Origin of the sequence: Ottowia sp. oral taxon 894 (assembly GCF_001262075.1) — a bacterium.
In the GTDB taxonomy this organism is placed as follows: domain Bacteria; phylum Pseudomonadota; class Gammaproteobacteria; order Burkholderiales; family Burkholderiaceae_C; genus Ottowia; species Ottowia massiliensis.
Genome location: NZ_CP012073.1, coordinates 391,478 through 416,284 on the forward strand (window position 1 = coordinate 391,478; position 24,807 = coordinate 416,284).

At 64.6% G+C, this 24,807-nt stretch carries 21 protein-coding genes; 8 read left to right on the top strand and 13 right to left on the bottom strand.

Annotation, left to right across the window (positions count from 1 at the left end):
• Nucleotides 1-5 precede the first annotated feature (5 nt).
• From ADJ79_RS01620 to ADJ79_RS01655, 8 genes are all read right to left on the bottom strand, one after another.
• Complete coding sequence (locus ADJ79_RS01620) at nucleotides 6-851, bottom strand: phosphatidate cytidylyltransferase (protein WP_050714499.1); 846 nt, start codon at nucleotides 849-851, stop codon at nucleotides 6-8.
• Nucleotides 845-1,582: a polyprenyl diphosphate synthase gene (gene uppS, locus ADJ79_RS01625; RefSeq protein ID WP_050714500.1), complete on the bottom strand. Its 738-nt coding sequence runs from the start codon at nucleotides 1,580-1,582 to the stop codon at nucleotides 845-847. The genes ADJ79_RS01620 and uppS overlap by 7 nt, the downstream gene beginning before the upstream one ends.
• A gap of 117 nt (nucleotides 1,583-1,699) precedes the next feature.
• Nucleotides 1,700-2,260, bottom strand: coding sequence for a ribosome recycling factor (gene frr / locus ADJ79_RS01630; protein WP_050714501.1), 561 nt, complete (start codon nucleotides 2,258-2,260; stop codon nucleotides 1,700-1,702).
• A gap of 11 nt (nucleotides 2,261-2,271) precedes the next feature.
• Nucleotides 2,272-2,994, bottom strand: a complete 723-nt coding sequence (gene pyrH, locus ADJ79_RS01635; RefSeq protein ID WP_050714502.1) for a UMP kinase — start codon at nucleotides 2,992-2,994, stop codon at nucleotides 2,272-2,274.
• Nucleotides 2,995-3,101: 107 nt separating this feature from the next.
• Nucleotides 3,102-3,992: a translation elongation factor Ts gene (gene tsf / locus ADJ79_RS01640; protein WP_050714503.1), complete on the bottom strand. Its 891-nt coding sequence runs from the start codon at nucleotides 3,990-3,992 to the stop codon at nucleotides 3,102-3,104.
• Nucleotides 3,993-4,109: 117 nt separating this feature from the next.
• Complete coding sequence (gene rpsB, locus ADJ79_RS01645; RefSeq protein WP_050714504.1) at nucleotides 4,110-4,862, bottom strand: 30S ribosomal protein S2; 753 nt, start codon at nucleotides 4,860-4,862, stop codon at nucleotides 4,110-4,112.
• A 186-nt stretch (nucleotides 4,863-5,048) separates the two neighbouring features.
• The gene (locus tag ADJ79_RS01650; protein ID WP_050716334.1) at nucleotides 5,049-6,254 is read right to left on the bottom strand and encodes an AI-2E family transporter; all 1,206 of its coding nucleotides are present in this window, start codon (nucleotides 6,252-6,254) and stop codon (nucleotides 5,049-5,051) included.
• Nucleotides 6,255-6,573: 319 nt separating this feature from the next.
• A complete protein-coding gene (locus ADJ79_RS01655; RefSeq protein WP_050714505.1) occupies nucleotides 6,574-8,490 on the bottom strand; it encodes a 3'-5' exonuclease in 1,917 nt (638 codons plus the stop codon).
• Between the two features lie 254 nt (nucleotides 8,491-8,744).
• On the opposite strand from ADJ79_RS01655, the gene ADJ79_RS01660 reads away from it, so the two are divergent.
• A complete protein-coding gene (locus tag ADJ79_RS01660) occupies nucleotides 8,745-10,457 on the top strand; it encodes a SulP family inorganic anion transporter (RefSeq protein WP_050714506.1) in 1,713 nt (570 codons plus the stop codon).
• A 33-nt stretch (nucleotides 10,458-10,490) separates the two neighbouring features.
• Here the strand turns inward: ADJ79_RS01660 and purN are convergent, their stop codons facing one another.
• From purN to rpoH, 3 genes are all read right to left on the bottom strand, one after another.
• A complete protein-coding gene (gene purN / locus ADJ79_RS01665) occupies nucleotides 10,491-11,102 on the bottom strand; it encodes a phosphoribosylglycinamide formyltransferase (RefSeq protein ID WP_050714507.1) in 612 nt (203 codons plus the stop codon).
• Between the two features lie 294 nt (nucleotides 11,103-11,396).
• The gene (locus ADJ79_RS01670) at nucleotides 11,397-11,858 is read right to left on the bottom strand and encodes a tRNA (cytidine(34)-2'-O)-methyltransferase (protein WP_050714508.1); all 462 of its coding nucleotides are present in this window, start codon (nucleotides 11,856-11,858) and stop codon (nucleotides 11,397-11,399) included.
• Between the two features lie 272 nt (nucleotides 11,859-12,130).
• The gene (rpoH, locus tag ADJ79_RS01675) at nucleotides 12,131-13,075 is read right to left on the bottom strand and encodes an RNA polymerase sigma factor RpoH (protein ID WP_050714509.1); all 945 of its coding nucleotides are present in this window, start codon (nucleotides 13,073-13,075) and stop codon (nucleotides 12,131-12,133) included.
• 269 nt (nucleotides 13,076-13,344) lie between these two features.
• Between rpoH and aceE the strand changes: the two genes are divergently transcribed.
• The 7 genes from aceE to ADJ79_RS01710 all read left to right on the top strand — a co-directional run bounded on the left by aceE (nucleotide 13,345) and on the right by ADJ79_RS01710 (nucleotide 22,341).
• On the top strand, nucleotides 13,345-16,068 hold the full coding sequence (gene aceE, locus ADJ79_RS01680) for a pyruvate dehydrogenase (acetyl-transferring), homodimeric type (protein ID WP_050714510.1): 2,724 nt from the start codon (nucleotides 13,345-13,347) through the stop codon (nucleotides 16,066-16,068).
• Nucleotides 16,065-17,429 carry a dihydrolipoyllysine-residue acetyltransferase gene (gene aceF / locus ADJ79_RS01685; RefSeq protein ID WP_253273881.1) on the top strand — a complete coding sequence of 455 codons (1,365 nt, stop codon included), beginning with the start codon at nucleotides 16,065-16,067 and terminating at the stop codon, nucleotides 17,427-17,429. Before aceE ends, aceF begins: the two co-directional genes overlap by 4 nt.
• A gap of 96 nt (nucleotides 17,430-17,525) precedes the next feature.
• Entirely contained in the window at nucleotides 17,526-18,239 is a 714-nt protein-coding gene (locus ADJ79_RS01690; protein ID WP_050714511.1) for a DUF4253 domain-containing protein, read from the top strand.
• Between the two features lie 58 nt (nucleotides 18,240-18,297).
• Nucleotides 18,298-19,305, top strand: a complete 1,008-nt coding sequence (locus ADJ79_RS01695; protein WP_050714512.1) for a glutamate racemase — start codon at nucleotides 18,298-18,300, stop codon at nucleotides 19,303-19,305.
• Nucleotides 19,292-21,115 carry a dihydrolipoyl dehydrogenase gene (gene lpdA / locus ADJ79_RS01700; RefSeq protein ID WP_050714513.1) on the top strand — a complete coding sequence of 608 codons (1,824 nt, stop codon included), beginning with the start codon at nucleotides 19,292-19,294 and terminating at the stop codon, nucleotides 21,113-21,115. Before ADJ79_RS01695 ends, lpdA begins: the two co-directional genes overlap by 14 nt.
• Before the next feature lie 169 nt (nucleotides 21,116-21,284).
• On the top strand, nucleotides 21,285-21,731 hold the full coding sequence (gene dut, locus ADJ79_RS01705; RefSeq protein ID WP_050714514.1) for a dUTP diphosphatase: 447 nt from the start codon (nucleotides 21,285-21,287) through the stop codon (nucleotides 21,729-21,731).
• 103 nt (nucleotides 21,732-21,834) lie between these two features.
• Nucleotides 21,835-22,341 carry a glycine zipper 2TM domain-containing protein gene (locus ADJ79_RS01710; protein ID WP_050714515.1) on the top strand — a complete coding sequence of 169 codons (507 nt, stop codon included), beginning with the start codon at nucleotides 21,835-21,837 and terminating at the stop codon, nucleotides 22,339-22,341.
• Between the two features lie 705 nt (nucleotides 22,342-23,046).
• Here ADJ79_RS01710 and accD read toward each other — a convergent pair.
• Together accD and trpA are read right to left on the bottom strand one after the other, a co-directional pair.
• Nucleotides 23,047-23,919: an acetyl-CoA carboxylase, carboxyltransferase subunit beta gene (gene accD / locus ADJ79_RS01715; RefSeq protein ID WP_050714516.1), complete on the bottom strand. Its 873-nt coding sequence runs from the start codon at nucleotides 23,917-23,919 to the stop codon at nucleotides 23,047-23,049.
• A 3-nt stretch (nucleotides 23,920-23,922) separates the two neighbouring features.
• Complete coding sequence (gene trpA / locus ADJ79_RS01720; protein WP_050714517.1) at nucleotides 23,923-24,759, bottom strand: tryptophan synthase subunit alpha; 837 nt, start codon at nucleotides 24,757-24,759, stop codon at nucleotides 23,923-23,925.
• Between the last annotated feature and the right edge of the window lie 48 nt (nucleotides 24,760-24,807).

Genomic DNA, 24,807 nt, shown 5'->3' on the forward strand with positions numbered 1-24,807 from the left:
GGATGTCAGTCCATCAGCCCGGCCAGCGCCAGCGCCAGGGGCAGCGTGGGCAGCAGGGCGTCTATGCGGTCGAGCACGCCGCCGTGGCCGGGCAGCAGGCCGCTGGAGTCTTTCATGCCGGCGCTGCGCTTGACCAGGGACTCGGCCAGATCGCCCACCACGCTCATGCCCGCCAGCAGCAGCACACCCAGCGCCAGCCACAGCGGCCCGGCCTGGTGCAGGCGGGCAAACAGGCTGGGGCGGGCCGCGTCATCCAGCCACGCCCAGCCAGCGGCCAGCAGCAGCACGCCCGCCATGCCGCCCCACACGCCTTCCCAGCTTTTGCCGGGGCTGATGTTGCGGGCCAGCTTCGCGCCGTGCGTGAGGCGCCCGCTCAAGGCGCGGCCAGCGAAATAGGCGCCAATATCGGCCGTCCAAACGAGCGCCAGCACGGAAAGCAGAAAGTTCACGCCCATGCCGTGCGCTTGCGCCATGGCCAGCCAGGCGGCCGTCAGCACTGCCAGCCCTGCGCACCAGCGCGCAATCAGCGGCACGCGCGGCCAGCCCGCCACGCCACGGCGCAGCAGCCACGCGCCGCCGGCGATCCACAGCGCGCCCACGCCCAGCCACAAGGCGGGAAGGGGGCGCGCCACCGCGCCGCCCAGCCACAGCCCGGCGCAAAGCGCCGCGCACAGCAGCCCCGTGGCAAGGGCCGGCGCGCCAGCCAGGCCGTTGAGCCGCGCCCATTCCCAGGCCGCAGCGGCAATCAGCGCCAGCGTCAGCGCCAGAAAAGGCGCGGCCACGGGCGCGAAAAGGGCGGGCAGAAATACGGCCAGCAGCACCAAGGCGGTGATGACGCGCTGCTTCAGCATGCCTGCCCGTCCTGTGGCTGCACTTGCTCGGAGGTTTTGCCAAAGCGCCGCTCGCGCGCGGCGTAGGCGGCCAGGGCCTCGTCCAGCGCGGCTTCGTCAAAGTCCGGCCAGAGCCGGTCGCTGAAGAAAAGCTCGCTGTAGGCGCACTGCCAGAGCAGGAAGTTGCTGATGCGCTGCTCGCCGCCGGTGCGGATGAGCAAGTCGGGGTCAGACGAGCAGGCCAGCGAGAGCGCCTGCCCCAGCGCTTCTTCGGTGATGGTTTCGCCGCGCGCGGCCAGCCGGGCTGCGGCCTGCACGATGTCCCAGCGGCCGCCGTAGTTCAGGCACACATTGAGTGCCATGCGCTGGCCGCTGGCGGTTTGCGCCTCGGCCTGCGCCAGCGCGGCTTGCAGGCCCTCGGCCAGCGCGTTCAGCTGCCCGATAAAGCGCAGCCGCACGCCCGCTTCCTGCAAGGCGGGCACTTCGCTGGCGAGCGACTTGCCCATCAGGCCCATCAGGCCGCTGACTTCATCGGGCGGGCGGCGCCAGTTTTCAGAAGAAAACGCAAACACCGTCAGCGCCTGCACGCCGCGCGCCGCGCACGCCTGCACGCAGCGGCGCAGCGAAGCGACGCCCTGGCGATGCCCCATGATGCGCGGCAACAGGCGCTGCCGCGCCCAGCGGCCATTGCCGTCCATGATGATGGCAATGTGCCTGGGCAGCGGATGGGCGGAAGGCGGCAAGAAAGGCATGGGTGGCGGAAAGCCAAACGGGCGGGCAGCGCGCTGGCAAGCGGCAATAAGCGTCGAGAGATGACGGAAACGGGGCCAGACGGGAAAGAGCAGGCGCGCAAAGCCTGCCCAGCCCGCTCAAACAGCCATCACGTCTTTTTCCTTTTCGGCCACCAGCGCGTCAATCTCGGCAATGTGCTTGTCGGTGAGCTTCTGGATGTCGGCCTCGGCGCGCTTTTGGTCGTCTTCGGAGGCTTCCTTGTCCTTGACGAGCTTTTTCACGGCTTCATTGGCATCGCGCCGGAGGTTGCGGATGGCGATCTTGGCGCTTTCGCCTTCATGGCGCACCAGCTTGGTCATTTCCTTGCGGCGCTCTTCGCTCATGGGCGGCATGGGCACGCGGATCAGATCGCCCATGCTGGCGGGGTTCAGGCCCAGGTCGCTTTCGCGGATGGCCTTTTCGATTTTTGCGGCCATGTTCTTTTCCCACGGCTGCACGCTGATGGTGCGCGAGTCCAGCAGCGAGACGTTGGCCACCTGCGACAAGGGCACGTGGCTGCCGTAGTACTCCACATGAATGGTGTCCAGCAAGGCCGGATTGGCGCGGCCCGTGCGGATTTTCGTGAGGTTGTTCTTGAAGGCGGCGATGGACTGGTCCATCTTGGCCTGGAGGTTTTTCTTGATGTCTGCAATCGTCATGTTCGGCTCCTTCAGACGTGAACGAGGGTTCCTTCATCCGCGCCCATGACCACGGCCTTGAGGGCGCCCGGCTTGAAGATGGAAAACACCTTGATCGGCAGTTTCTGGTCGCGGCACAAGGCGAAAGCCGTGGCATCCATGATGCCCAGGTTTTTCGTCATGGCCTCGTCAAAGCTCAGGCGCGCGTAGCGCGTGGCCTGGGCATCTTTGCGGGGATCGGCGGAATAAACGCCATCCACCTTGGTGGCCTTGAGCACCAGCTCCGCGCCGATTTCGGCGCCGCGCAGGGCCGCCGCCGTGTCAGTGGTGAAAAAGGGATTGCCCGTGCCAGCGGCGAACACCACGGCCTTGCCTTCTTCCAGATACTGGAGCGCCTTGGGGCGCACGTAAGGCTCCACCACCTGATCAATGCTGATGGCGCTCATCACGCGCGCCGTCAGCCCGGTTTTGTTCATGGCGTCGGCCAGCGCCAGCGCGTTCATCACGGTGGCCAGCATGCCCATGTAATCGGCCGTGGCGCGATCCATGCCCACGGCGCCGCCAGCCATGCCGCGAAAGATGTTGCCGCCGCCAATCACCACCGCCACTTGCACGCCCATGCGCGCGACTTCGGCAATCTCTCCCACGATGCGCCCGATGACGGCCTGGTTGATGCCAAAGGCGTCGTCTCCCATCAGCGCCTCGCCGGAAAGCTTGATCAGAATGCGCTTGTGGGCAGGGGTGTCGTGTGGCATGAAGAGGCTCTCTCGTGTGCTTGTTGTGGGCGGAACGCATGGGCGGCAGGCAGTGTGTTCAGGCCCGGGCGGCCCGCCTGCCAAGGCAGCCACCCGGCCAGGCCGGCTCAGCTCTTGCCTTGCGCAGCAGCCACTTGCGCGGCCACTTCGGCGGCGAAGTCGTCTTGCTTTTTCTCGATGCCTTCGCCCACCACATACAGGGTGAAACCCGTCACCTTGGTGTTTTTCTCTTTGAGCATCTGCTCGACCGTCTGCTTGTCGTTCTTGACGAAAGGCTGGCTGAACAGCGCCACTTCCTTGAGGTACTTCTGCACCGAGCCTTCCACCATCTTGGCGGCGATGTCGGCAGGCTTGCCCGATTCCTGCGCCTTGGCCAGGGCCACGCTGCGCTCGCGCTCGATCAGTTCGGCGGGCACGTCGGCGCTGGTCAGCGCCACGGGCTTCATGGCGGCCACGTGCATGGCCACGTCGCGCGCGGCCACTTCGTCGCCTTCGTATTCCACCAGCACGCCAATGCGCGTGCCGTGCACGTAGCTGGTGACTTTGCCGCCCGCCTTGCGCACCAGGCGGCGGAAGCTCATGTTTTCGCCAATCTTGCCGATCAGGCCCACGCGCACATCTTCCAGCGTGGGACCAAAGCCGTCTTGCTCATAGGGCAGCGCACCCAGCGCGGCCACGTCAGCGGGGTTTTTCTCGGCAGTCAGCCGGGCAGCGGCGTTAGCCATGGCCGCAAAGCTGTCGTTCTTGGTCACGAAATCGGTTTCGCAATTGACTTCGACCATCGCGCCCACGCCGTTTCCGATGAAAGCGGCCACCACGCCTTCCGCCGTGATGCGGCTGGCCGCCTTGCCAGCCTTGGTGCCGAGCTTGACGCGCAGCAGCTCTTCGGCTTTGGCCATGTCGCCGTCCGCTTCGGTCAGCGCCTTCTTGCATTCCATCATGGGCGCGTCGGTCTTGGCGCGCAGGTCAGCCACCATTTTTGCGGTAATTGCAGCCATTTCTTGATTTCTCCGTTGATTCGTTCAGATTCAATTCACAAAAAAGGGGCTGCCAAGCCCCTTTGCAAGCGCCCAGGCGCTTCGCGTCACGCAAAAGCGCAGGCGGGCGCGGCTTCATCAGGCAGCGGCTTCGTCTTTCACTTCAACGAATTCGTCGCCGTTGTCAGCCACGGCTTTCAGCACTTCGTCCACGGCGTTGGCCTTGCCTTCCAGAATGGCGTCGGCGATGCCGCGCGCGTACAGCGTCACGGCCTTGGCCGAGTCGTCGTTGCCGGGGATGACGTAATCGATGCCTTCCGGGCTGTGGTTGGAGTCCACCACGCCAATGAGCGGAATGCCCAGCTTGCGCGCTTCGGCCACGGCAATCTTGTGGTAGCCCACGTCAATCACGAAGATGGCGTCAGGCAGCGCGGTCATGTCCTGAATGCCGCCAATGTCGCGCTCCAGCTTTTCCAGCTCGCGGGCGAACAGGAGCTGCTCTTTCTTGCTCATGTTGTCCAGCCCCGCTTCCTGCTGCGCCTGCATGTCTTTGAGGCGCTTGATGGACGTTTTGACGGTTTTGAAGTTGGTCAGCATACCGCCCAGCCAGCGCTGTTCAACGTAGGGCATGCCGGCGCGGCGGGCTTCTTCAGCCACGATGTCGCGCGCCTGGCGCTTGGTGCCGACAAACAAAATGGTGCCCCGGTTGGCGGCCATTTGGCGCGCGAATTTCTGCGCTTCCTGGAACATCGGCAGCGACTTTTCCAGGTTGATGATGTGAATCTTGTTGCGATGGCCGAAGATGAAAGGGGCCATCTTGGGGTTCCAGAAGCGCGTCTGGTGTCCGAAGTGGACGCCGGCTTCCAGCATTTCACGCATGGTGACGGACATGTGTTTTTCCTGAAGGTTGGGTCTTGAAACCCCGGCCCCTTGCCGCGCGTTGTTGGGGTTATGCGCGGCACCTTGGGCGGGCCGGGTCGGAATTTGTCTTGCCCTTGGCAGACTGGGCAAAACTTGCGGATTGTAGCTTTTCCGCCGGATGGCGGCCTTCGCCTTTTCTCGCTTCAGAGGCCGTGGTCAGGCCGCCGAATCCGGCGCTGAATCCGCTGGCGCTTCCTTTTCGCCCTCTTGCGGCTGTGCCTCAGCCTGCGGCGCGCCGCCGTCCGCTGCGGCTTGCGGGTCTTCGTCCTCCTGCGCCGCATCTGCGCCAGAGTCTTCCTCGTGGTCGGCAAGCACGCGGCCATTGGCGTGCCTGAACAGCGCCCAGGCGGCCATGAACAGGGCGGCAATCACCGGCCCGGCCACAAAACCCGACAGGCCAAAGAGCGAGAGGCCGCCAATCGTCGTCAGCAAAATCAGATAGTCAGGCAGCTTGGTGTCCTTGCCCACCAGCACCGGGCGCAGCGCGTTGTCGATCATGCCGATCACCAGCATGCCCCAAGCCGCCAGCCCCGCGCCCTGCCACACCGACCCGGTGGCCAGCAGATAGATGGCCACCGGCCCCCACACCAGGCTGGCGCCCACGGCGGGCAGCAGCGAGAGCACCGCCATCACCACGCCCCACAGCACGGCTCCGTGCACGCCCAGCGCCCAGAAAGCCAGCCCGCCCAGCATGCCCTGCACCACGGCCACCACCACGTTGCCCTTGACCGTGGCGCGCCCCACGGTGGCGAACTTGCGCATGAGATAGCGCGTTTGCGCGCGCGACATGGGCACCGTGTCGCTGATCAGCGCCGCCAGCTGCCGCCCGTCGCGCAGAAAAAAGAACATCAGATAGAGCATGATGGCCACGTTCACCGCCAGCATCAGCGCGTTCTGCCCCAGCGCCAGCGCCCGCCCGGTCAGCATCTGCCCGGCCTTGATGAAGCCGTCAGAGAAGCGGTCCATCACGCTTTGCACGTCCACCAGGTCCAGCCGCTTCATCACGTCGGTCAGCCACTTGGGCAGCGCCGCCATGATCTGCTGCGCGTAGGCGCGGAAATCAATCTGCCCGTCGCGCATGCGCTCTACCAGCGCCGCCGCTTCGTTCACCAGCGCGCCAATCAGCAGCGTGGCAGGCAGCACCACGATCAGCAAGAAAGCCAGCAGCGTCAGCAGCGCCGCCGCATTGCGCCGCCCTTTCAGGCGGCGGCACAGCGCGTCAAACAGCGGGTGAAACAAAATGGCCATCAACACCGCCCAGAACACCGCGCCCCACAGCGGCGCCAGCACCCACAAAAAGGCAATGGAAACAGCCGCCAGCAGCAGCAGGAAAACGGTGCGTTGCAGTTGTGGGGTGTTCATGGCGCGCGCACTATAGCCAACCAGAGAGCCAACCAGGGAGCCAACCGTGAACCGGCCAGCGCCCGCCGCGCGCGGCAGCAAAAAACGCCGCGCGCGAGCGGCTCATGGAGCCAGCCTGGCCCATCTCAGCGCCTGTTTGCCATCTGTCCGCAGGCGCAGGCCGCGCATGGGCAAGGCTGAACGTTCAGCCGCTTTTTCGCTCCGCTATCCATAGCATGATGTCCTAGTGAAAACTGCGCTGAACGGTATTTTTACCCACCTGAATTTGCTCCTGTTTTCGTGAACAAATTCTGATGCCGTCTGGCAGGCTGGCCTTTCCTCACCCGCTCTGCCGCGCGGGCAGCAGGCCGGGCAGGCGCTCCAGCGCCTGCTGCACGCGGCTGACGGCGGGCGAATCGCCTGCGCACGAGAGGGTGAGCTGCTCGGTGGCGCGGGTCATGGCCACATACAGCAGGCGCCACTCGTCTTCTTCGGCGGCGGCCTGGGCGGGCAGCAGGTCCAGCCGCATGAGAAAGACGTGCGGAAATTCCAGCCCTTTGGCGGCGTGCATGGTCAGCAGCTTCACGCTGGAGGCGTTCCAGTCCAGCTGGTTTTTCTTCTGCGCGCCGCCGCTGGCATGGCTGCTGGCCGAACCACTGACAGAACCGCTGACATAGACCTCGGCCTCGATGCCGCGCTGGCGCAGGGCCGTTTTCAGCAGCTCCCAGTTGCGTTTTTCGCGGCAGAGCACGGCGATGTCTTGCGCGGGCACGCCGCTTTGCACCAGCTCGTGTATGCGCGCGGCCAGCCCTTGCGCTTCTTCACGGCCCGTGGCAAAGCGCAGCAGATGGGGCAGCGGGCCGCGCCGCCCGGCGCTGCCGGGGTGTATGCAGGGCATGCGCGTGTCGCTTTCGTCGGCTTCATCCAGCAAGTCGTCCGCGCAGAGCATGGACAGGGCCAATATTTCCGCCGTGTTGCGGTAGTTGAGCCGCAGGATGCTGGTGCGTCGGCCCTGGGCTTTGATGCCCATCTTGATAAAGCTGGGCAGGCGCTTGCCGCTGCGCCGGTAGATGGCCTGCGCATCGTCATAAAGCACCAGCAGCGACTGCGCTTCGTCGGGCAGCTGGGCCGCCATGCGCAGCCAGGCGGCTTCAAAGTCGTGCGCTTCGTCAATCAGCACGGCGGCGTAGGCGCCCTTGGGCACCTGGCCTTTGTGCATGCCCTGCTCCACGGCATCAACCAGGGCGGCCAGGTCCGCTTCCTTGTTGGCCTGCCGCTTGGGGCGCGGCAGGCGGCAGTCATTGAGCATGCGGCTGCACCAGCCGTGAAATGTGCTGACTTGCACTTGCTCGGGCGTGATGCCGCGCGCGGCCAGCTGGTGCTCAATGCGCCCGGCCAGCGGGCGGTTGTAGCAAAGCACGAGGATGGGGCGGCCCGTGGTGTTGCGCTGCGCCAGGTGCTGCGCGCGAAAGATGAGGATCATGGTCTTGCCCGATCCGGCCACGCCGTGAATCACGCGGTGGCCTTCGCCCAGCGAGCGGGCCGCTTGCTCCTGGTTCAGGTCCATCACCTGCATCAGGTCAGGAATGGCGAACTGGCCCGCCGCTTCAACGGCGGCCTTTTGTGCGGCAGACCAATTGGTGACGCGCACTTCGGGAAAGATCAGCCAGCGCACGCGCTCTTGCTGCCTGGCGCTCAGGCGCGCGGCAAAGCCTTTGTCCAGCAGGCTCCAGAGGCGCTCGCAAAAGGCGGCGGGCGGCACGCTGTCGGCCAAATCGGGCCGAAACAGCGTGTGGCTGGCGGGGAAGATGTCTTGCAGCTTCGCCGCCGCCGCGTCGTCTTCTGTCATCCGGCTCATCACCGCGCCCCAGCCAAAGGGCACGGCGCAATGGCCCGCGTAAGGGCCGCTGGCCTGCTTCAGCTGCGCATCGCGCTGAATCGGACTCATGGCCTGCAAAACGCACTCGTGCGCTTGCTGCATGGGATGCGGGCTGTTGCCGTCTTGCAAGGTAATGCGTGAGAGATTGGCCTTGCGGATGCTGCCCGGCTTCCAGTGCTTGACTTCCAGCACCAGCAGGCCGCGTTCGGGGTGGAAGATGACGAAATCGGGCTGCCTTTGCAGCGGCCCCACGGGAATGTCGTGCCACACCACGCATTCATCGGGCAGGCAGCGCTTGAGCTGCTCCATCACCAGGCGCTCGCCGGAGTTCTCGCAGGCATCGTGGATACGGGAATAGGTCTGGGGGAAAACGGCCATCTGTAAATGATACACATGGATAGTTACATGATGCACACGTCATCGACTTCCGTTTTTCGCATTAAATCCGCCTCAGGTCCTAGTGAAATCAGCGCAGGCCGCTATCAAAATAAAAGCGTTCTGCAACCAAATGCGTGTATCTTTTTGCCTTTTGCGGCCTCTTGTGTTCCGTAGCGCCCGCCTGCCCTGCGTCAAGCGGCGCGCTCCGGCGCTGCCGGACAATTGCCCGTTTCGCCATTTCGCAACCCGCCGTCATGAGCTTTGCCCTGCCCCGCTTTCGCCCCCGCCTGCTTGACGCCCTGAAGGGCTACAACCGCGCGCGCCTTTCAAAAGACGTGGGCGCGGGGCTGACGGTGGGCGTGGTAGCGCTGCCGCTGGCCATGGCCTTTGCCATTGCGTCGGGGCTCAAGCCCGAAGCGGGGCTGTTCACGGCCATCATTGCCGGCTTCATCGTGGCGGCGCTGGGCGGCAGCCGGGTGCAAATTGGCGGGCCGGCGGGGGCGTTCATCGTCATCGTCTATGGCATCGTGGAGCGCTACGGCGTGGGCAACCTCATCATCGCCACGGCCATGTCGGGTGTTTTTCTGTTCCTGATGGGGCTGCTGCGGCTGGGCACGCTGGTGCGCTTCATCCCGGTGGCCGTCATCATCGGCTTTACCAACGGCATCGCGGTGCTGGTGGCGCTGTCGCAAGTCAAGGACTTTCTGGGCCTGCGCATCGCCAAGATGCCGGGCGACTTTTTCGGCATCGTCAGCACGCTGTGGACGCATCTGGACACTTTCAACGGCTGGGCGCTGGCGGTGGCGGCGGCTTCGCTGGCCGTCATCGTGCTTTGGCAGCACGGCGGCGGCTGGCTCAAAACGGCGCGCGTGCCCGTCATCGGCCCCATCCTGCCCTTTGGCAGCAAGCTCTCCAGCGTGCCAGGCTCCATCGTGGCGCTGACGCTGGCTACGGCGGCGGTGGCCGCTTTTGATCTGCCGGTGGAAACCATCGGCACCCGCTTTGGCGGCATACCGGCGGCGCTGCCTGCCTTCGCGCTGCCTGATTTCAGCTGGGGCACGGCGCGCTACATGCTCATGCCCGCCATCACGCTGGCGCTGCTCGGCTCCATCGAATCGCTGCTGTGCGCGCGCGTGGCCGACGGCATGATTGACGACCGCCACAACCCCAATCAGGAGCTGATGGCGCAGGGCATCGCCAACTTCGTCACGCCCTTTTTCGGCGGCATGCCCGCCACCGGCACCATCGCCCGCACGGTGACCAACGTGAAAAGCGGCGCCACCAGCCCCGTGGCGGGCATGGTGCACGCGCTGGCGCTGCTGGCCGTCATCCTCGTGGCCGCGCCGCTGGCTTCTTCCATTCCGCTGGCCACGCTGGCGGCCATTCTCATGTTCGTGGCCTGGAACATGGGCGAGTGGCGCGAATTCGCCCGCCTGCGCAGCTACCGCATGCCCTACCGCGTGACGCTGCTGACCGTCTTCTTGCTCACCGTGGTGTTTGATTTGACGGTGGCCGTCGAATTCGGCATTGCCGCCGCGTGCCTGACCTTCATCTACCGCATCTCCAGCCTCTCGCGCGCCGAACAGCTGGACGCCGCCACCACCCCGCGCCTGGCCGGGCATGAAGGGCAGCTGCAAGTCTGGCGGCTGTATGGCGCGCTGTTTTTCGGCGCCACCAAAGTGCTGGAGAACATGGAAGACCGCCTGCCCGCGCGCGCGCTCGTGCTGGACCTCAAAAACGTCATCTACGTGGACTCCACCGGCGCCGAAGCGCTGGTGCACCTGGCCCGCGCCTGCTCGCGGCGCGGCGTGCGCCTGATCGTCAGCGGCCTGATGCACCAGCCGCTGGACATTGCCCGCCGCACCGGCTTTGCGGCCCAGGTTCAGCAGCAGGGCGAAGACTGCCTGCAACCGGATGTGGGCCGCGCCCTGGATGAGGCGCTGGCCAAGCTGGCGCAGCAGGCTTGAGGCCCCGCGCCGCAGGCCCCTGCCGTCCGCGCTCTATTGCGTTCTATCGCGCTCCGCCGCCTCCTGCTGCGCGGCCAGCAGCCTGGCGATGGCTTGCGGGTAAATCAAGTGCTCTTGCGTGAGCACGCGGGCGGCCAGGGTTTCAGCCGTGTCGTCCGGCAAAACAGGCACGGCGGCCTGCGCCAGGATTTGGCCGTGATCGAGCTGCGCCGTAACCTGGTGCACCGTGGCCCCGGCCACTTTGCAGCCCTCATCCAGCGCGCGCTGATGCGTGTGCAGCCCGGCAAATGCCGGCAGCAGGCTGGGGTGAATGTTGAGCAGCCGCCCCGCGTAGCGGGCCACGAAACCGGGCGTGAGAACGCGCATGAAGCCAGCCAGCGCCACCAGCGCGGGCTGGTGTGCGTCCACCGCCTGCGCCAGCGCGGCGTCAAAGGCCTCGCGGCTGGCATGCGCCGTGTGATCGACCACGGCAGTGGCAATGCCCTGCTCGCGCGCGAACAGCAGGCCCTTGGCGTCAGGCCGGTTGCTGATGACGGCGGCCACGCGCGCGCCCAGCCGCTCGCTCCATTTCTGCTGCCGCGCCGCCTGCACGATGGCCGCCATGTTGCTGCCCGTGCCCGAAATCAGAATGACGATGTTCTTCATGGGCGGAATTATCCGGACTGCCCCTGGCGCGCAAAGAAAGCAGCGGAAAGCACGGAGCCGCCATGCAGAGCCGGACGGCAGGCTTCTTTAGCTCCTGATTCAATAGCATGATGTCCTAGTGGAATAAGAGCGGGCGCCGATTTCGACCCTCTTCAATTCGCTCCTTCTTTTGAAGATATGACGCCGCGCCAGACCAAGGCCGTCATGCCCCTTCGCGCCCTCCGCTCCTTTCACCCAGCATGCCCCGGGAACCTGCTCATGAGCAGGGCCTGAACAGGCGCTTTGAGCAGCTTCTCAGGCAAAGCCGCACTGCCGCCAGGCTTCAAAAACCGTAACGGCCACGGCGTTGGAGAGATTGAGACTGCGCTGGCCCGCACGCATGGGCAGGCGCAAGCGCTGGGCCGGCGCGAAGGCGGCGAGCAGATCAGGCGGCAGGCCGCGCGTTTCCGCGCCGAAAACAAGACAGTCGCCCGGCGCAAAAGCGTTGTCGTGCGCCAGGCGCTCGCCGCGCGTGGTCAGTGCAAAGCACCGCGCGGGATCAGGCTGGCGGGCGGCGAGAAAAGCGCGCCAATCCGCATGCCGGCGCACGTCGGCCCACTCGTGGTAATCCAGCCCGGCGCGGCGCAGCAGGCGGTCGTTCATGGAAAAGCCCAGCGGCTCAATGAGATGCAGCGTGCAGCCCGTATTGGCCGCCAGGCGGATGACGTTGCCGGTGTTGGGCGGAATTTCGGGTTCAACCAAAACGATGTGAAACATGGCGCGAATTGTCCGCGCGCCGCCTGTCCGCAAGAGCAGCCAGCAGACCTGATTGAACGCGCAGGGCTGGACAATCAAGAATGATTCGCTCCTCAATCCATAGCACGGTGTCCTAGTAGAAACTGCGCGAAACGGCATTTCATACCCCTTGAATCTGCTCCTCTTTTCGAGGCTTACGACGATGGCGCGGGGCAGTTGAATGCCCCTGCCCAGCCATGAAAAAGCCGCCCGGGAGGGCGGCTTTTCTTCAGGCAGCGGATAGGGGATGGGCTTCAGGCGTATTCGGCCAGCGCCTTGCGCATTTTTTTCATGGCGGCCACTTCGATCTGGCGGATGCGCTCGGCGCTGACGCCGTATTCGGCGGCCAGTTCATGCAGCGTCATGCCGCCGCTGCCGTCATCGCGCACGTTCAGCCAGCGTTCGCTGACGATGCGGCGGCTGCGCTCGTCCAGGCTTTGCAAGGCGGTGGCAATGCCTTCGGTGGCCAGGCGGTCGCGCTGGGCGGCTTCAATCATGGCGGCAGGCTCATGACTGGCGTCAGACAGCCAGGAGATGGGGCCGAAGGCGTGGTCGCCGTCATCGGCGGGCGCGGGGTCCAGCAGCACATCGCCGCCAGCCATGCGCGCTTCCATCTCGCGCACTTCTTCGGGCTTGACCTTGAGTTCTTCGGCCACGGTGAGCACCTGCGCCTGCGTGAGCGTGTCGCGCGGGGTGATGTCGGACTGGGCGTCTTCGGCGCGCAGCTCGTGCTTCATGGAGCGCAGGTTGAAAAAGAGCTTGCGCTGCGCCTTGGTGGTGGCGAGCTTGACGACGCGCCAGTTCTTGAGGATGTATTCGTGGATTTCGGCCTTGATCCAGTGCAGTGCGTAGCTGACCAGGCGCACGCCCTGATCAGGGTCGAAGCGCTTGACGGCCTTCATCAGCCCCACATTGCCTTCCTGTATCAAATCGCCATGCGGCAGGCCGTAGCCCAGATACTGGCGCGAGACGGAAACCACCAGCCGCAGGTGTGAAAGCACCAGGCGGCCCGCCGCCTCCAGGCTGCCGCTGCTGCGCAGCTCGCGCGCGGCTTGCTGCTCTTCTTCTTGCGTGAGCAGGGGCAGGCGATTGACGGCGGTGATGTAGGCATCCAGATTGCCCAGCGAGGGCACCACGGCCCACGGATTGGCCACGGCAACGGCGGTGGATGCTTGGGCGGCAGGGGCGGAAGCCGGCATGGAAACAGGGGCAGAAGCAGGCAATGCTGTGGTTTTCTCGGTCATATTGGCAAAAATGTTAGCACTCCCTTTGGAAGAGTGCCAAAAGGGAAGTTCAACCTTGGTTGTGCAAAGGTTTGTAAAACGCGCGGTCCGCTCTTGATTCATCTCCGTTTGCCCCGTTTGTTTGATGGCGGCAGGGGTATTTCGCTGTGCGATGATTACTCACTATGCCTCGCAGGCCAGCAGGCCACATATCGTTTGTTACGACCCTTGCAGGAGATGCCTTCATGTCAGAAAACCCGAAAAACCTTTCCGGCGCCCCCATCGTGGATACGGATGAGCAGGAAACAAAAGAGTGGCTGGATGCGCTGTCCGCCGTGATTGACCGCGAAGGCGCAGAACGCGCGCATTTTTTGATTGAGGAAATGCTGGAACACGCGCGCCAGCACAGCATTGATCTGCCGTTTTCGGCCACCACGGGCTACGTGAACACCATTGAGCCGGATCAGGAAGCGCGTTGCCCCGGCAATATCGAGATCGAAAAGCGCCTGCGCGCCTACATGCGCTGGAACGCAATGGTGATGGTGGTGCGCGCCAATCGCCTGCATCCGGCTGACGGGGGCGATTTGGGCGGCCACATTGGCTCTTTTGCCTCGCTTGCTTCCATGCTGGGCGCGGGTTTCAACCATTTCTGGCACGCCGAAAGTGAAGGGCATGGCGGCGATCTGGTTTATTTGCAGGGCCATAGCTCGCCCGGCATTTACGCCCGCGCATTTCTGGAAGGGCGCATCACCGAAGAGCAGCTGAACAACTTCCGCCAGGAAACGGGCGGCAAAGGGCTTTCTAGTTATCCGCACCCCAAGCTGATGCCGGAGTTCTGGCAATTTCCCACCGTGAGCATGGGGCTGGGGCCGCTGATGGCCATTTATGAAGCGCGCTTTCTGAAATATCTGCACGCGCGCGGCATCGCCAATACGGAAAACCGCAAGGTCTGGGCCTTTCTGGGCGACGGCGAGATGGACGAGCCGGAAAGCCTGGGCGCCATCGGCATGGCCGCGCGCGAGGGGCTGGACAACCTCATCTTCGTCATCAACTGCAACCTGCAACGGCTGGATGGCCCGGTGCGCGGCAACGGCAAGATCATCCAGGAGCTGGAGGGCGACTTCCGGGGCGCGGGCTGGAATGTCATCAAGCTCATCTGGGGCAAGGGCTGGGACGATCTGCTGGCGCGCGATAAAAGCGGCAAGCTGCGCCAGCTGATGATGGAAACGCTGGACGGCGAATACCAGGTCTACAAAGCCAAGGACGGCGCTTACGTGCGCGAGCATTTCTTTGGCAAATACCCCGAAACCGCCAAGCTGGTGGAGCACATGAGCGACGAGGAAATCTGGAGCCTGCGCCGTGGCGGCCACGAGCCGAGCAAGGTGTATGCCGCCTTCCATGCCGCGCAGCACCACAAAGGCCAGCCTACCGTGCTGCTGGTGAAAACCATCAAGGGCTACGGCATGGGCAAGTACGGCGAAGGCAAGAACACCATCCACCAAACCAAGAAGCTTGACGATGAAGGCGTGCGCTACATGCGCGACCGCTTCAGCATCCCCGTGCCCGACAGCGAGCTGCCCAAGCTGCCCTACTACAAGCCAGCGGACGACACGCCCGAAATGCGCTATTTGCACGAGCGCCGCAAAGCCCTGGGTGGCTACCTGCCGCACCGCCGCACCAAGGCCGACGAGCAGTTCACCGTGCCTGCGCTGGAAACGTTCAAGGCCGTGCTGGAGCCTACGGCGGAAGGCCGCGAAATCAGCACCACGCAGGCCTACGTGCGCTTTCTGACCCAGCTGCTGCGCGATCAGGCGCTGGGGCCGCGCGTGGTACCCATCGTGGTGGATGAATCGCGCACATTCGGCATGGAAGGGCTGTTCCGCCAGATCGGCATCTACAACCCCAAGGGCCAGCTCTACACGCCGGTGGACCGCGACCAGGTCATGTACTACAAGGAAGACAAGGCCGGGCAGATTCTTCAGGAAGGCATCAACGAAGCGGGCGGCATGGCCAGCTGGATTGCCGCCGCCACGAGCTACAGCACCTCGAACCGGATCATGATTCCGTTCTACGTGTACTACTCCATGTTCGGCTTTCAGCGCTTTGGCGATTTGGCCTGGGCGGCGGGCGACATGCAGGCGCGCGGCTTCTTGCTGGGCGGCACTTCGGGCCGCACCACGCTCAACGGCGAAGGCTTGCAGCACGAAGACGGCCACAGCCAGGTGCAGGCGGCGCTCATTCCCAACTGCGTTTGCTACGACCCCACTTTCGCGCATGAAGTGGGCGTAATCCTGCACCACGGCCTCAAGCGCATGGTGGAAAAGCAGGACAACGTCTTCTACTACATCACCCTGCTGAACGAGAACTACGCCATGCCCGGCCTGAAGGCAGGCACTGAAGAGCAAATCATCAAGGGCATGTACCTGTGCAGCCCCGGCGCACAAGCGCCCGTGCAGCGCGTGCAGCTGCTGGGCAGCGGCTCCATCCTGCGCGAAAGCCTGGCCGCCCAGGCCCTGCTGGCGCAAGACTGGGGCATTGCTGCCGATGTGTGGAGCTGCCCCAGCTTTACCGAGCTGGCCCGCGACGGCCAGGACTGCGAGCGCTGGAACATGCTGCATCCCACGGAAGCGCCGCGCGTGCCCTTTGTCGCGCAGCAGCTGGGCCGACATGAAGGGCCGGTGGTCGCCTCCACCGACTACGTGCGCAGCTACGTCGAACCCATCCGTCCTTTCATCCCGAAAAACGGCGATGGCTCGGCGCGCAGCTTCAAGGTGCTGGGCACCGATGGTTTTGGCCGCAGCGACTTCCGCTTCCGCCTGCGCGAGCACTTCGAGATCGACCGCCATTACATCGTCGTGGCGGCCCTCAAGGCCCTGTCGGAAGAAGGCAAGCTGCCCGCCAGCAAGGTCGCCCAGGCCATTGCCAAGTACGGCATCAAGGCCGACAAAGTCAATCCCCTGCATGCCTGACCCGACGCACCCAGAGAGGACAACCCCAAATGGCACAAATTGAAATCAAGGTTCCAGACATTGGCGACTTCAAGGACGTCGGCGTGATCGAGCTGCTGGCCAAGCCCGGCGACGCTGTGCAGGCTGACCAGAGCCTGATCACCGTGGAAAGCGACAAGGCTTCAATGGAAATTCCTTCCAGCCATGCTGGCGTGCTCAAGGAATTCAAAGTGAAGCTGGGCGACAAAGTGAGCGAAGGCAGCGTGATCGCCATTGTGGAAGCCGCCGCAGAAGCAGCGGCTCCCGCGCCCGCCGCAGCCGCACCGAAAGAAGAGCCAAAAACGGCCCCAGCGCCCGCCAGCCAAGCGCCAGCCGCTATCAAAACGGAAGCGCCAGCCGCTCCTGCCCCGGCAGCCGCCGCGCTGGACAACACGCGCCCGGCCATCAACCAGCCCCAGGGCCTGCCCCACGCCAGCCCCAGCGTGCGCAAATTTGCGCGCGAACTGGGCGTGCCGCTGGCCGAAGTGCAGGGCAGCGGCCCCAAAGGCCGCATCACGCAGGAAGACGTGCAGAAATTCACCCAGGCCATCATGTCCGGCAACCTGCAAACGCAGGCGCAGGCCGCGCGCGGCGGCATGGGCGGCGCAGGGCTTGATTTGCTGCCCTGGCCCAAGGTGGACTTCGCCAAGTTCGGCCCTATCGAGCGCAAGGAGCTTTCGCGCATCAAGAAAATCAGCGGCGCGAACCTGGCGCGCAACTGGGTGATGATTCCCCACGTCACCAACAACGACGAGGCCGACATCACCGAGCTGGAATCCTTCCGCGTGCGCACCAACAAGGAAAACGAAAAGAGCGGCATCAAAGTCACCATGCTCGCCTTCGTCATCAAGGCCGTGGTAGCCGCGCTGAAGAAATACCCTGACTTCAACGCCAGCCTTGACGGCGACGCGCTGGTTTACAAGCAGTATTTCCACATCGGTTTTGCCGCCGACACGCCCAACGGCCTGGTCGTGCCCGTGCTCAAAAATGCCGACCAGAAAGGCATCCTGCAAATCAGCCAGGAAATGGGCGAGCTGGCCCAAAAAGCGCGCGAAGGCAAGCTGGGCAGCGCCGACATGCAAGGCGGCTGCTTCACCATCAGCAGCCTGGGCGGCATTGGCGGCACGCACTTCACGCCCATCATCAACGCGCCTGAAGTGGCCATCCTGGGCCTGTCGCGCAGCAGCCTCAAGCCCGTGTGGGACGGCAAGCAGTTCGCGCCGCGCCTGACGCTGCCGCTGTCGCTCAGCTATGACCACCGCGTCATCGACGGCGCGGCGGCCGCGCGTTTTAATGCCTACCTCAGCCAGGTGCTGGCGGATTACCGCCGCATCCTGCTTTGATACGTTTCTGGCCGGAAAAGCCATTTCGGAAACCATTTGAAAACCGAATGCCCGGCCGCTCGCCGGGCATTTTGTTCAGCCAGACAAGGAGGCGGCATGACATTTCCCTATCCGGTTCATCATGTTCCTGGCGCGCAGGCGCTGGAAAAACGGGCGCAATTGCAGCAAGAAAATGGTGGCTTTGCCGTCATTTTGGGCGACGATGAAAGCCTGGAACGCATTCAGGAAAATTTTGAATTCCACAGCAAAAAATCTCCGCAAGAGCTGATTGCGCAAGCCCTTGAAATCGATGCGCTGGAATGGTTTGCCAGCCAGCAGGCCGATATGGATGCTGACGCCGAAGAATGGCTGGACGTGGGCGCCGCCAGCATCAGCGCCCCGCATGGCGCAGAACCGCCCGAATGGCCCGCATCGCCCGAAGAAGCGCACGGCGAAATTCGCAGCCACCGCAACATCCTGACGGGCCGCTTTCTCGACACGGCCGCCCTGGCTTGCATACCCGCGCAAGAAAACTGGCAAATTCCCTGCTACCTGAAACTGGGCGGGTGGAATGCATGCCCCCTGCCTGCCGAAATGGCCGCCATTTGCAAATTCTGGCAAGAGCGCCATGGCGCGCAAATCGTCTGCGCCACGGCTGACGTGCTGGAAATGCAAGTGGCCCGCCCGCCCCAAACCAAAGAAGAAGCCCTGGAGCTGGCGCAGCAGCAATATCTGTTTTGCAACGATATCGTTGATCAGGGCGTGGGCGATGTTGAATCGCTGGCGAAAACTCTGCTGTATTCCCCCGTCTGGTATTTCTGGTGGGATTGATTCCAGCGTAAATCGCCATTCGCTTTTTTAAATTCTCTTTTCATTCATTCCAGGCCCCATGCCCCGCGCCACTGTCAGGCCCCCTGATACAGATCACCCAAGCGCCGCTTCGCACGCTCTGGCGCAATGGCGGGAACTGCGCGCGCCCGTGGGCGTGTTCGACGCGGGCATTGGCAGCTACGCGGTGGCCCGGCTCATCCAGCAGCGCTACCCGTGGCAGGACGTGATCTACCTGGCCGATCGCGCCAGCTTCCCCTATGGCGGCAAAACCCATGCCGAACTGGGGCGCGTGGTGGGCGCGGCCATTGCCCGCCTGGCAGACTGGGGGGCGCGCGCCGTGGTGTTGGCTTCCAACGCGCCTTCCGTCATGGTGCTGCAAGAGTTGCAAGCCTTCAGCCCCGTGCCCGTGCTCGGCGTCTATCCGCCAGTGCGGCAGGCGCTGGCGCTCTCGCGCAGCGGCGAAGTGGCGCTGATGGGCGTGGCCTCGCTGGTCAGCAGTCCGCAAATTGCAGCCTACGTGCAGCGCGAAGCGGCGGGCCGCGCCGTGCGCGTTGTCAATGCCTCGGCCCTGGTGGCCTTGGTGGAAAGCGGCGCGTTCCTGAGCGATGCGGCCGGCACGCAAACCCAGGTTCATGCCTTCATGCAGGCGCTGCTGCGGCAGCACCCCGGCGTGGATGTGTGCACGCTTTCCTCCACCCATCTGCCCTGGCTGCGCGCTTTTTTCGAGCAGGCCGCGCCGCAAGTGCAGTTTCTGGACCCGGCGCAATCCGTCGTGGAGCGCCTGGCCGCGCTGCTGCCGCAAGACCGCCCGGCCGATGGCCGCCCGGGCCGCCTTGTCTGCATGGCGACCGAATCGCCCGCCTGCCCGCTTGCGGGCCTGACCGAGACATTCGCGCGCCTGGGCGTGGCGCTCACGCCGCACCTGACTGCCTCGCCCCTGCCCGTGCCGCCCGGCCTTCAGGCCCTGTGGCCCGCTGCTGCGGCAGACGCCGCCAGCCGCACGGCCCAGCCTTCCTCCCCTTTTCATCCCTTCGCAAGACAGGAGACTCCCCGTGTCCACCATTGAAATCAAGGTTCCCGACATTGGCGACTTCAAAGACGTCGCCATCATCGAAGTGCTCGTCAAGCCCGGCGACACCGTGCGCCAGGAGCAGTCGCTGGTCACGGTTGAATCCGACAAGGCCAGCATGGAAATTCCCACCAGCCACGCCGGCGTGGTGAAAGAAATGCGCGTGAAGCTGGGCGACAAAGTCAGCGAAGGCTCCGTGCTGCTCACGCTGGAAACCAGTGAGGCCGCCGCCACGCCCGCTGCCCCGGCTGCGGCGTCTTCGCCCGCGCCCGCCGCCCCCACGCCGCCCAAGGCTTCCGCCGCCCCGGCTGCAGCGTCCGCTGCCATGCCCCCTGCCAGCAGCCTGCCCGCTGACATCGAATGCGACGTGCTCGTGCTCGGCGCAGGCCCCGGCGGCTACAGCGCTGCCTTCCGCGCGGCCGATCTGGGCCTGTCCGTCGTTCTTGTCGAGCGCTACGCCACCCTGGGCGGCGTATGCCTGAACGTAGGCTGCATCCCCTCCAAAGCCCTGCTGCACGTGGCCGCCGTCATCGACGAAGCACGCCATCTCGAAGCCGCTGGCGTGCGCTTCGGCGCGCCCCAGGTCAATCTGGACCAGCTGCGCGCCCACAAGGAAAAAGTCGTCGCCAAACTCACCGGCGGCCTGGCCGCCATGGCCAAAATGCGCAAAGTCACCCTCGTGCGCGGCATCGGCGCGTTTGCAGACGCCTACACCCTGCACGTGCAGGAAACCGGCGGCAGCGGCCAGCAGCCCGCTGGCGGCACAAAAGCCGTGCGCTTCAAGCGCTGCATCATCGCCGCCGGCAGCCAGGCCGTGCACCTGCCCTTCATGCCCGACGACCCCCGCGTGGTGGACTCCACCGGCGCACTGGCGCTCAAAAGCGTGCCCAAACGCATGCTCATCGTCGGCGGCGGCATCATCGGCCTCGAAATGGGCACCGTCTACAGCACCCTGGGCGCGCGGCTTGACGTGGTGGAAATGCAAGACGGCCTCATGCAAGGCGCCGACCGCGACCTCGTCAAAGTCTGGCAAAAGCTCAACCAGCCGCGCTTTGACCGCATCCTGCTGCAAACCAAAACCGTGGGCGCCGAAGCCACGCCCGACGGCATCAAAGTCCGGTTTGAAGGGCTGGACGGCGCCCGCAGCGAAGGCGTCTATGACCTCGTGCTCCAGGCCGTAGGCCGCACGCCCAACGGCAAGAAAATCGCCGCCGACAAAGCCGGCGTGGCCGTCACCGAACGCGGCTTCATCGAAGTCGATGCCCAGATGCGCACCAACGCGCCCCACATCTTCGCCATTGGCGACATCGTCGGCCAGCCCATGCTCGCCCACAAGGCCGTGCACGAAGCGCACGTGGCCGCCGAAGTCATCGCAGGCGAACTCAAGGGCGACGAAGCCCTGGCCCGCAGCGCCTTCACCGCCCGCGTCATCCCCAGCGTGGCCTACACCGACCCCGAAGTGGCCTGGGTCGGCCTGACCGAAGAGCAGGCCAAGGCGCAGGGCGTCAAAGTCAAAAAGGGCCTCTTCCCCTGGACAGCCTCCGGCCGCGCCATCGCCAATGGCCGCGACGAGGGCTTTACCAAGCTCCTGTTTGACGAAGCCAGCCACCGCATCGTCGGCGGCGGCATCGTCGGCACCCACGCGGGCGACATGATTGGCGAAATCGCCCTGGCCATTGAAATGGGCGCCGACGCCATCGACATCGGCCAAACCATCCACCCCCACCCCACCCTGGGCGAAAGCCTGGGCATGGCCGCCGAAGTGGCCCACGGCAGCTGCACCGACCTGCCCCCGCAGCGCAAGTAAGAGGCTGTTCGCTATCTGTTGATGGCGCGAAAAGCATGGACCCGGACCTTCCTGCTGCATTGCAAATGCCTCGTCCGGGTCACAAGATCCATCTGTGATTTGCGCCTGGCCGCCCAACCTGATCTGCCCACTCGCCCCGTGCGGTCAGATCATGAACAGGCTCTGAAAAATGAAAATCGACATCCGCATTCTTGACGGGCGCCTGCGCGCGCAAATGCCCGCCTACGCCACGCCGGGCAGCGCCGGGCTGGACTTGCGCGCCTGCATCGACGCGCCGCTCACCCTGGCGCCTGGCGCCTGGCAGCTGGTGCCCACCGGCATGGCCATGCACCTGGCCGATCCGGGCTACGCCGCGCTCATCCTGCCGCGCTCGGGGCTGGGGCACAAGCACGGCATCGTCATGGGCAACCTCGTGGGCCTGATTGACAGCGACTACCAGGGCCAGCTCATGGTCAGCGCCTGGAACCGCAGCGCCACGCCTTTCACCATCGAACCCATGGAGCGCATCGCGCAAATGGTCATCGTCCCCGTGGTGCAGGCCACGTTCAACGTGGTCGATGCTTTTGCCGCCAGCGAGCGCGGCGAAGGCGGCTATGGCTCCACGGGTCTGAAATAAGCTGCATTGCTTGTTACAGCGCCACGCGCTGCCGCTGTCAGCGCCAGGAAGTCATCCGGCGTTAGTCTCGCCGTCACTTCGTTTTTTCACCAGGAGAGTTCACATGAACATCAAAAAAACCGCATCCCTGACGCTGGGCCTGGCCGCCGCGCTCACCCTCGCGGCCTGCCAAAGCAACCCCAACTACGGCTACTACCCGCAGCAGCCCTATCCGCAGCCGGGCTACGGCCAGTACCAGCAGCCGGGTTACCAGCAGCAGGCCTACTCCCAGTTTGGCCGCGTGGCGGGTGTGGACCTCATCCGCCGTGGCAGCAGCGGCAGCGATGGGACCGTGGGCGCTGTGGCTGGCGGCGTTGTGGGCGGCGCGCTGGGCCACCAGATTGGCGGCGGGCGCGGCCGCACGGCGGCCACCGTCGCGGGCGCCGTGGGCGGCGCGCTGATTGGCCGCGTGCTGGAGCAAAACCTGAGCGGCGGCGGCTATGACCGCGATGTGTACCGCGTGACGGTGCATCTGGAAAACGGCGGCTCCCGCACATTTGACTACGCCGAGCCGCCCAACGTGCGCGTGGGCGACCGCGTGCGCGTTGAAGGCAACCAGCTCTACCGCTGATGGCGCTTTGCCGCCAGCTCACGAAAACGGCGCTTCATGGCGCCGTTTTTTTTGCCCTGATTTTTTGAAGCCGCCCGCTTTCAGCGCCATTGCGCGCCACGCAAAAAGCGGTTGCCCGCTGCCCTGCCCTGCCGGATTGCATCAGAAACAGGAGCAAATATAAAGGGCATGAAATACCGCCTCGCGCAGGTTCCACTAGGACATCATGCTATTGATACAGGAGCGAGTTGCAGCCAATTCCCTCTTGCGTCATGGCCACGCAGGCCGCCCGCTGTCTCGTGTGGACGCTTCGCCCATTGAAAAGGCGGGGGCAGGAATGAATAAACAGGCTGATTCACACAGGCGCGCGCCTTCTTCCCCACTCCGCCTTGCCTTGCCCTGCCCTCTCACAGTCAGGCCACGAACAGGGGCCGGAAAGCATCAAAAGAAGGAGCAAATTCAATGGGGTCGAAATTTCGTTCTGCACAGTTTCTACTAGGACCCAATGCTATGAATCAAGGAGCGAAATGGCCTATCCGCCAGCCGCCCATCTGGCGCTTATGCCCGCCACGGCCCGGCTCGCTTTTTCTGCTGCAAGCCGCGAGTAGGCCTGAAAAGCGGCGGACAGCTTGATGGGCGTGCGGAAGGCGCAGCGCAGCCATACACGCATGAAAAGCCGCCCATCCGGCGGCTTTTCGTTGGTTTGGGCGTGGGGCGCAGGCCCGGTCAGCCCACGGCTTCGGCGGGCTGGCGCTGGAGCATGGCGAGGATGTGGGCAATTTTTTCGCGCAGTTCGCGGCGGTCGCAAATGAAATCGACGGCGCCTTTTTCTTGCAGGAATTCGGCGCGCTGAAAGCCTTCGGGGAGCTTGACGCGCACGGTGTTTTCAATGACGCGCGGGCCGGCAAAGCCGATAAGCGCCTTCGGTTCGGCAATCACCACGTCGCCCATGAAGGCAAAGCCGGCGGAGACGCCGCCCATCGTGGGGTCGGTGAGCACGCTGATGTAGGGCAGGCCCGCTTGCGCCAGGCGGGTGAGGGCGGCATTGGTTTTGGCCATTTGCATCAGGCTGAACAGGCCTTCTTGCATGCGCGCGCCGCCGGTGGCGGCAAAGCTGATGAAGGGGGTTTTGCGCTCGATGGCCGCTTGCACGCCGCGCACGAAGCGCTCGCCCACCACGCTGCCCATGCTGCCGCCCATGAAGTTGAATTCAAACGCGGCGGCCACCACGGGCATGCCCAGCACGGCGCCGCTCATGACCACGAGCGCGTCGCTCTCGCCCGTGGCTTGCGCGGCTTCTTTCAGGCGCTCGGGGTATTTGCGGCTGTCGCGGAACTTCAGGGCGTCGGTGGGCGTGATGTCCTGGCCGATTTCATGGCGCTCGCCTTCATCCAGAAACAGGCCCAGGCGGATGCGCGCAGCCACGCGGTTGTGGTGGCTGCAATGGGGGCAGACGAACTGGTTTTGCTCCAGATCGGTTTTGTAGAGCACCGTGCTGCACGAAGGGCATTTGAGCCACAGCCCTTCAGGAATTTGATGGCGCGCGGCGGTGTCGGTTTTGCGGATTTTGGGGGGCAGTATTTTTTCAAGCCAGGACATGTTTCAAGCTCTTTGCGTCGGTTGAGGTTCAATGCCATCGAGCGCCGCGCGGATTTCGCGCATGAAGCCGGCGGCGGCCTGGAGCCGATTGTCGGGCGCGGCGCTTTCCACCAGCTGAATCAGCCGCGAGCCAATCACCACCGCATCGGCCACGCTGCCAATGGCGCGCGCCGTTTCGGCATCACGTATGCCAAAGCCCACGCCCACGGGCACATGCACATGGCGGCGAATGCGCGGCACGGCCGCCTGCACCTGCGCGACATCCAGGCTGGCCGCGCCCGTCACGCCCTTGAGCGACACGTAATACACATAGCCGCTGGCCAGGCGCGCCACTTGCGCCATGCGCTCGTCTGTGCTGGTGGGCGCAAGCAAAAAGATGAGGTCCAGCCCCGCGCTTTTGAGCGCGGCGGCAAAGTCGGCGCATTCCTCGGGCGGGTAATCGACGATGAGCAGGCCATCCACGCCCGCCGCCGCCGCATCGCGAATGAACGCGCCCGCGCCGCGCCGCTGGTCATAGCGCTCCACGGGGTTGGCATAGCCCATCAGCACCACGGGCGTTTTGCCGCCCTGCTGGCGGAAGGTTTTCACCATCTCCAGCACCTGCGCCAGCCCCGTGCCGCCCGCCAGCGCCAGCTCGCCCGCGCGCTGAATCACGGGGCCGTCGGCGTTGGGGTCTGAAAACGGCACGCCCAGCTCGATCACGTCAGCCCCGGCATCAGCCAGCGCGTGCATCAGCGCAGGCGTGATGCCCGCTTCGGGAAAGCCCGCCATCACATAGGGAATCAGCGCCTTGCGGCCTTGTTGCTTGAGATGTTCAAAAGTGGATTGGATGCGGCTCATGGCTTGGGAAAAAAGAAGGCAAAGGAATGAATGCGGCGCAAAAAATGG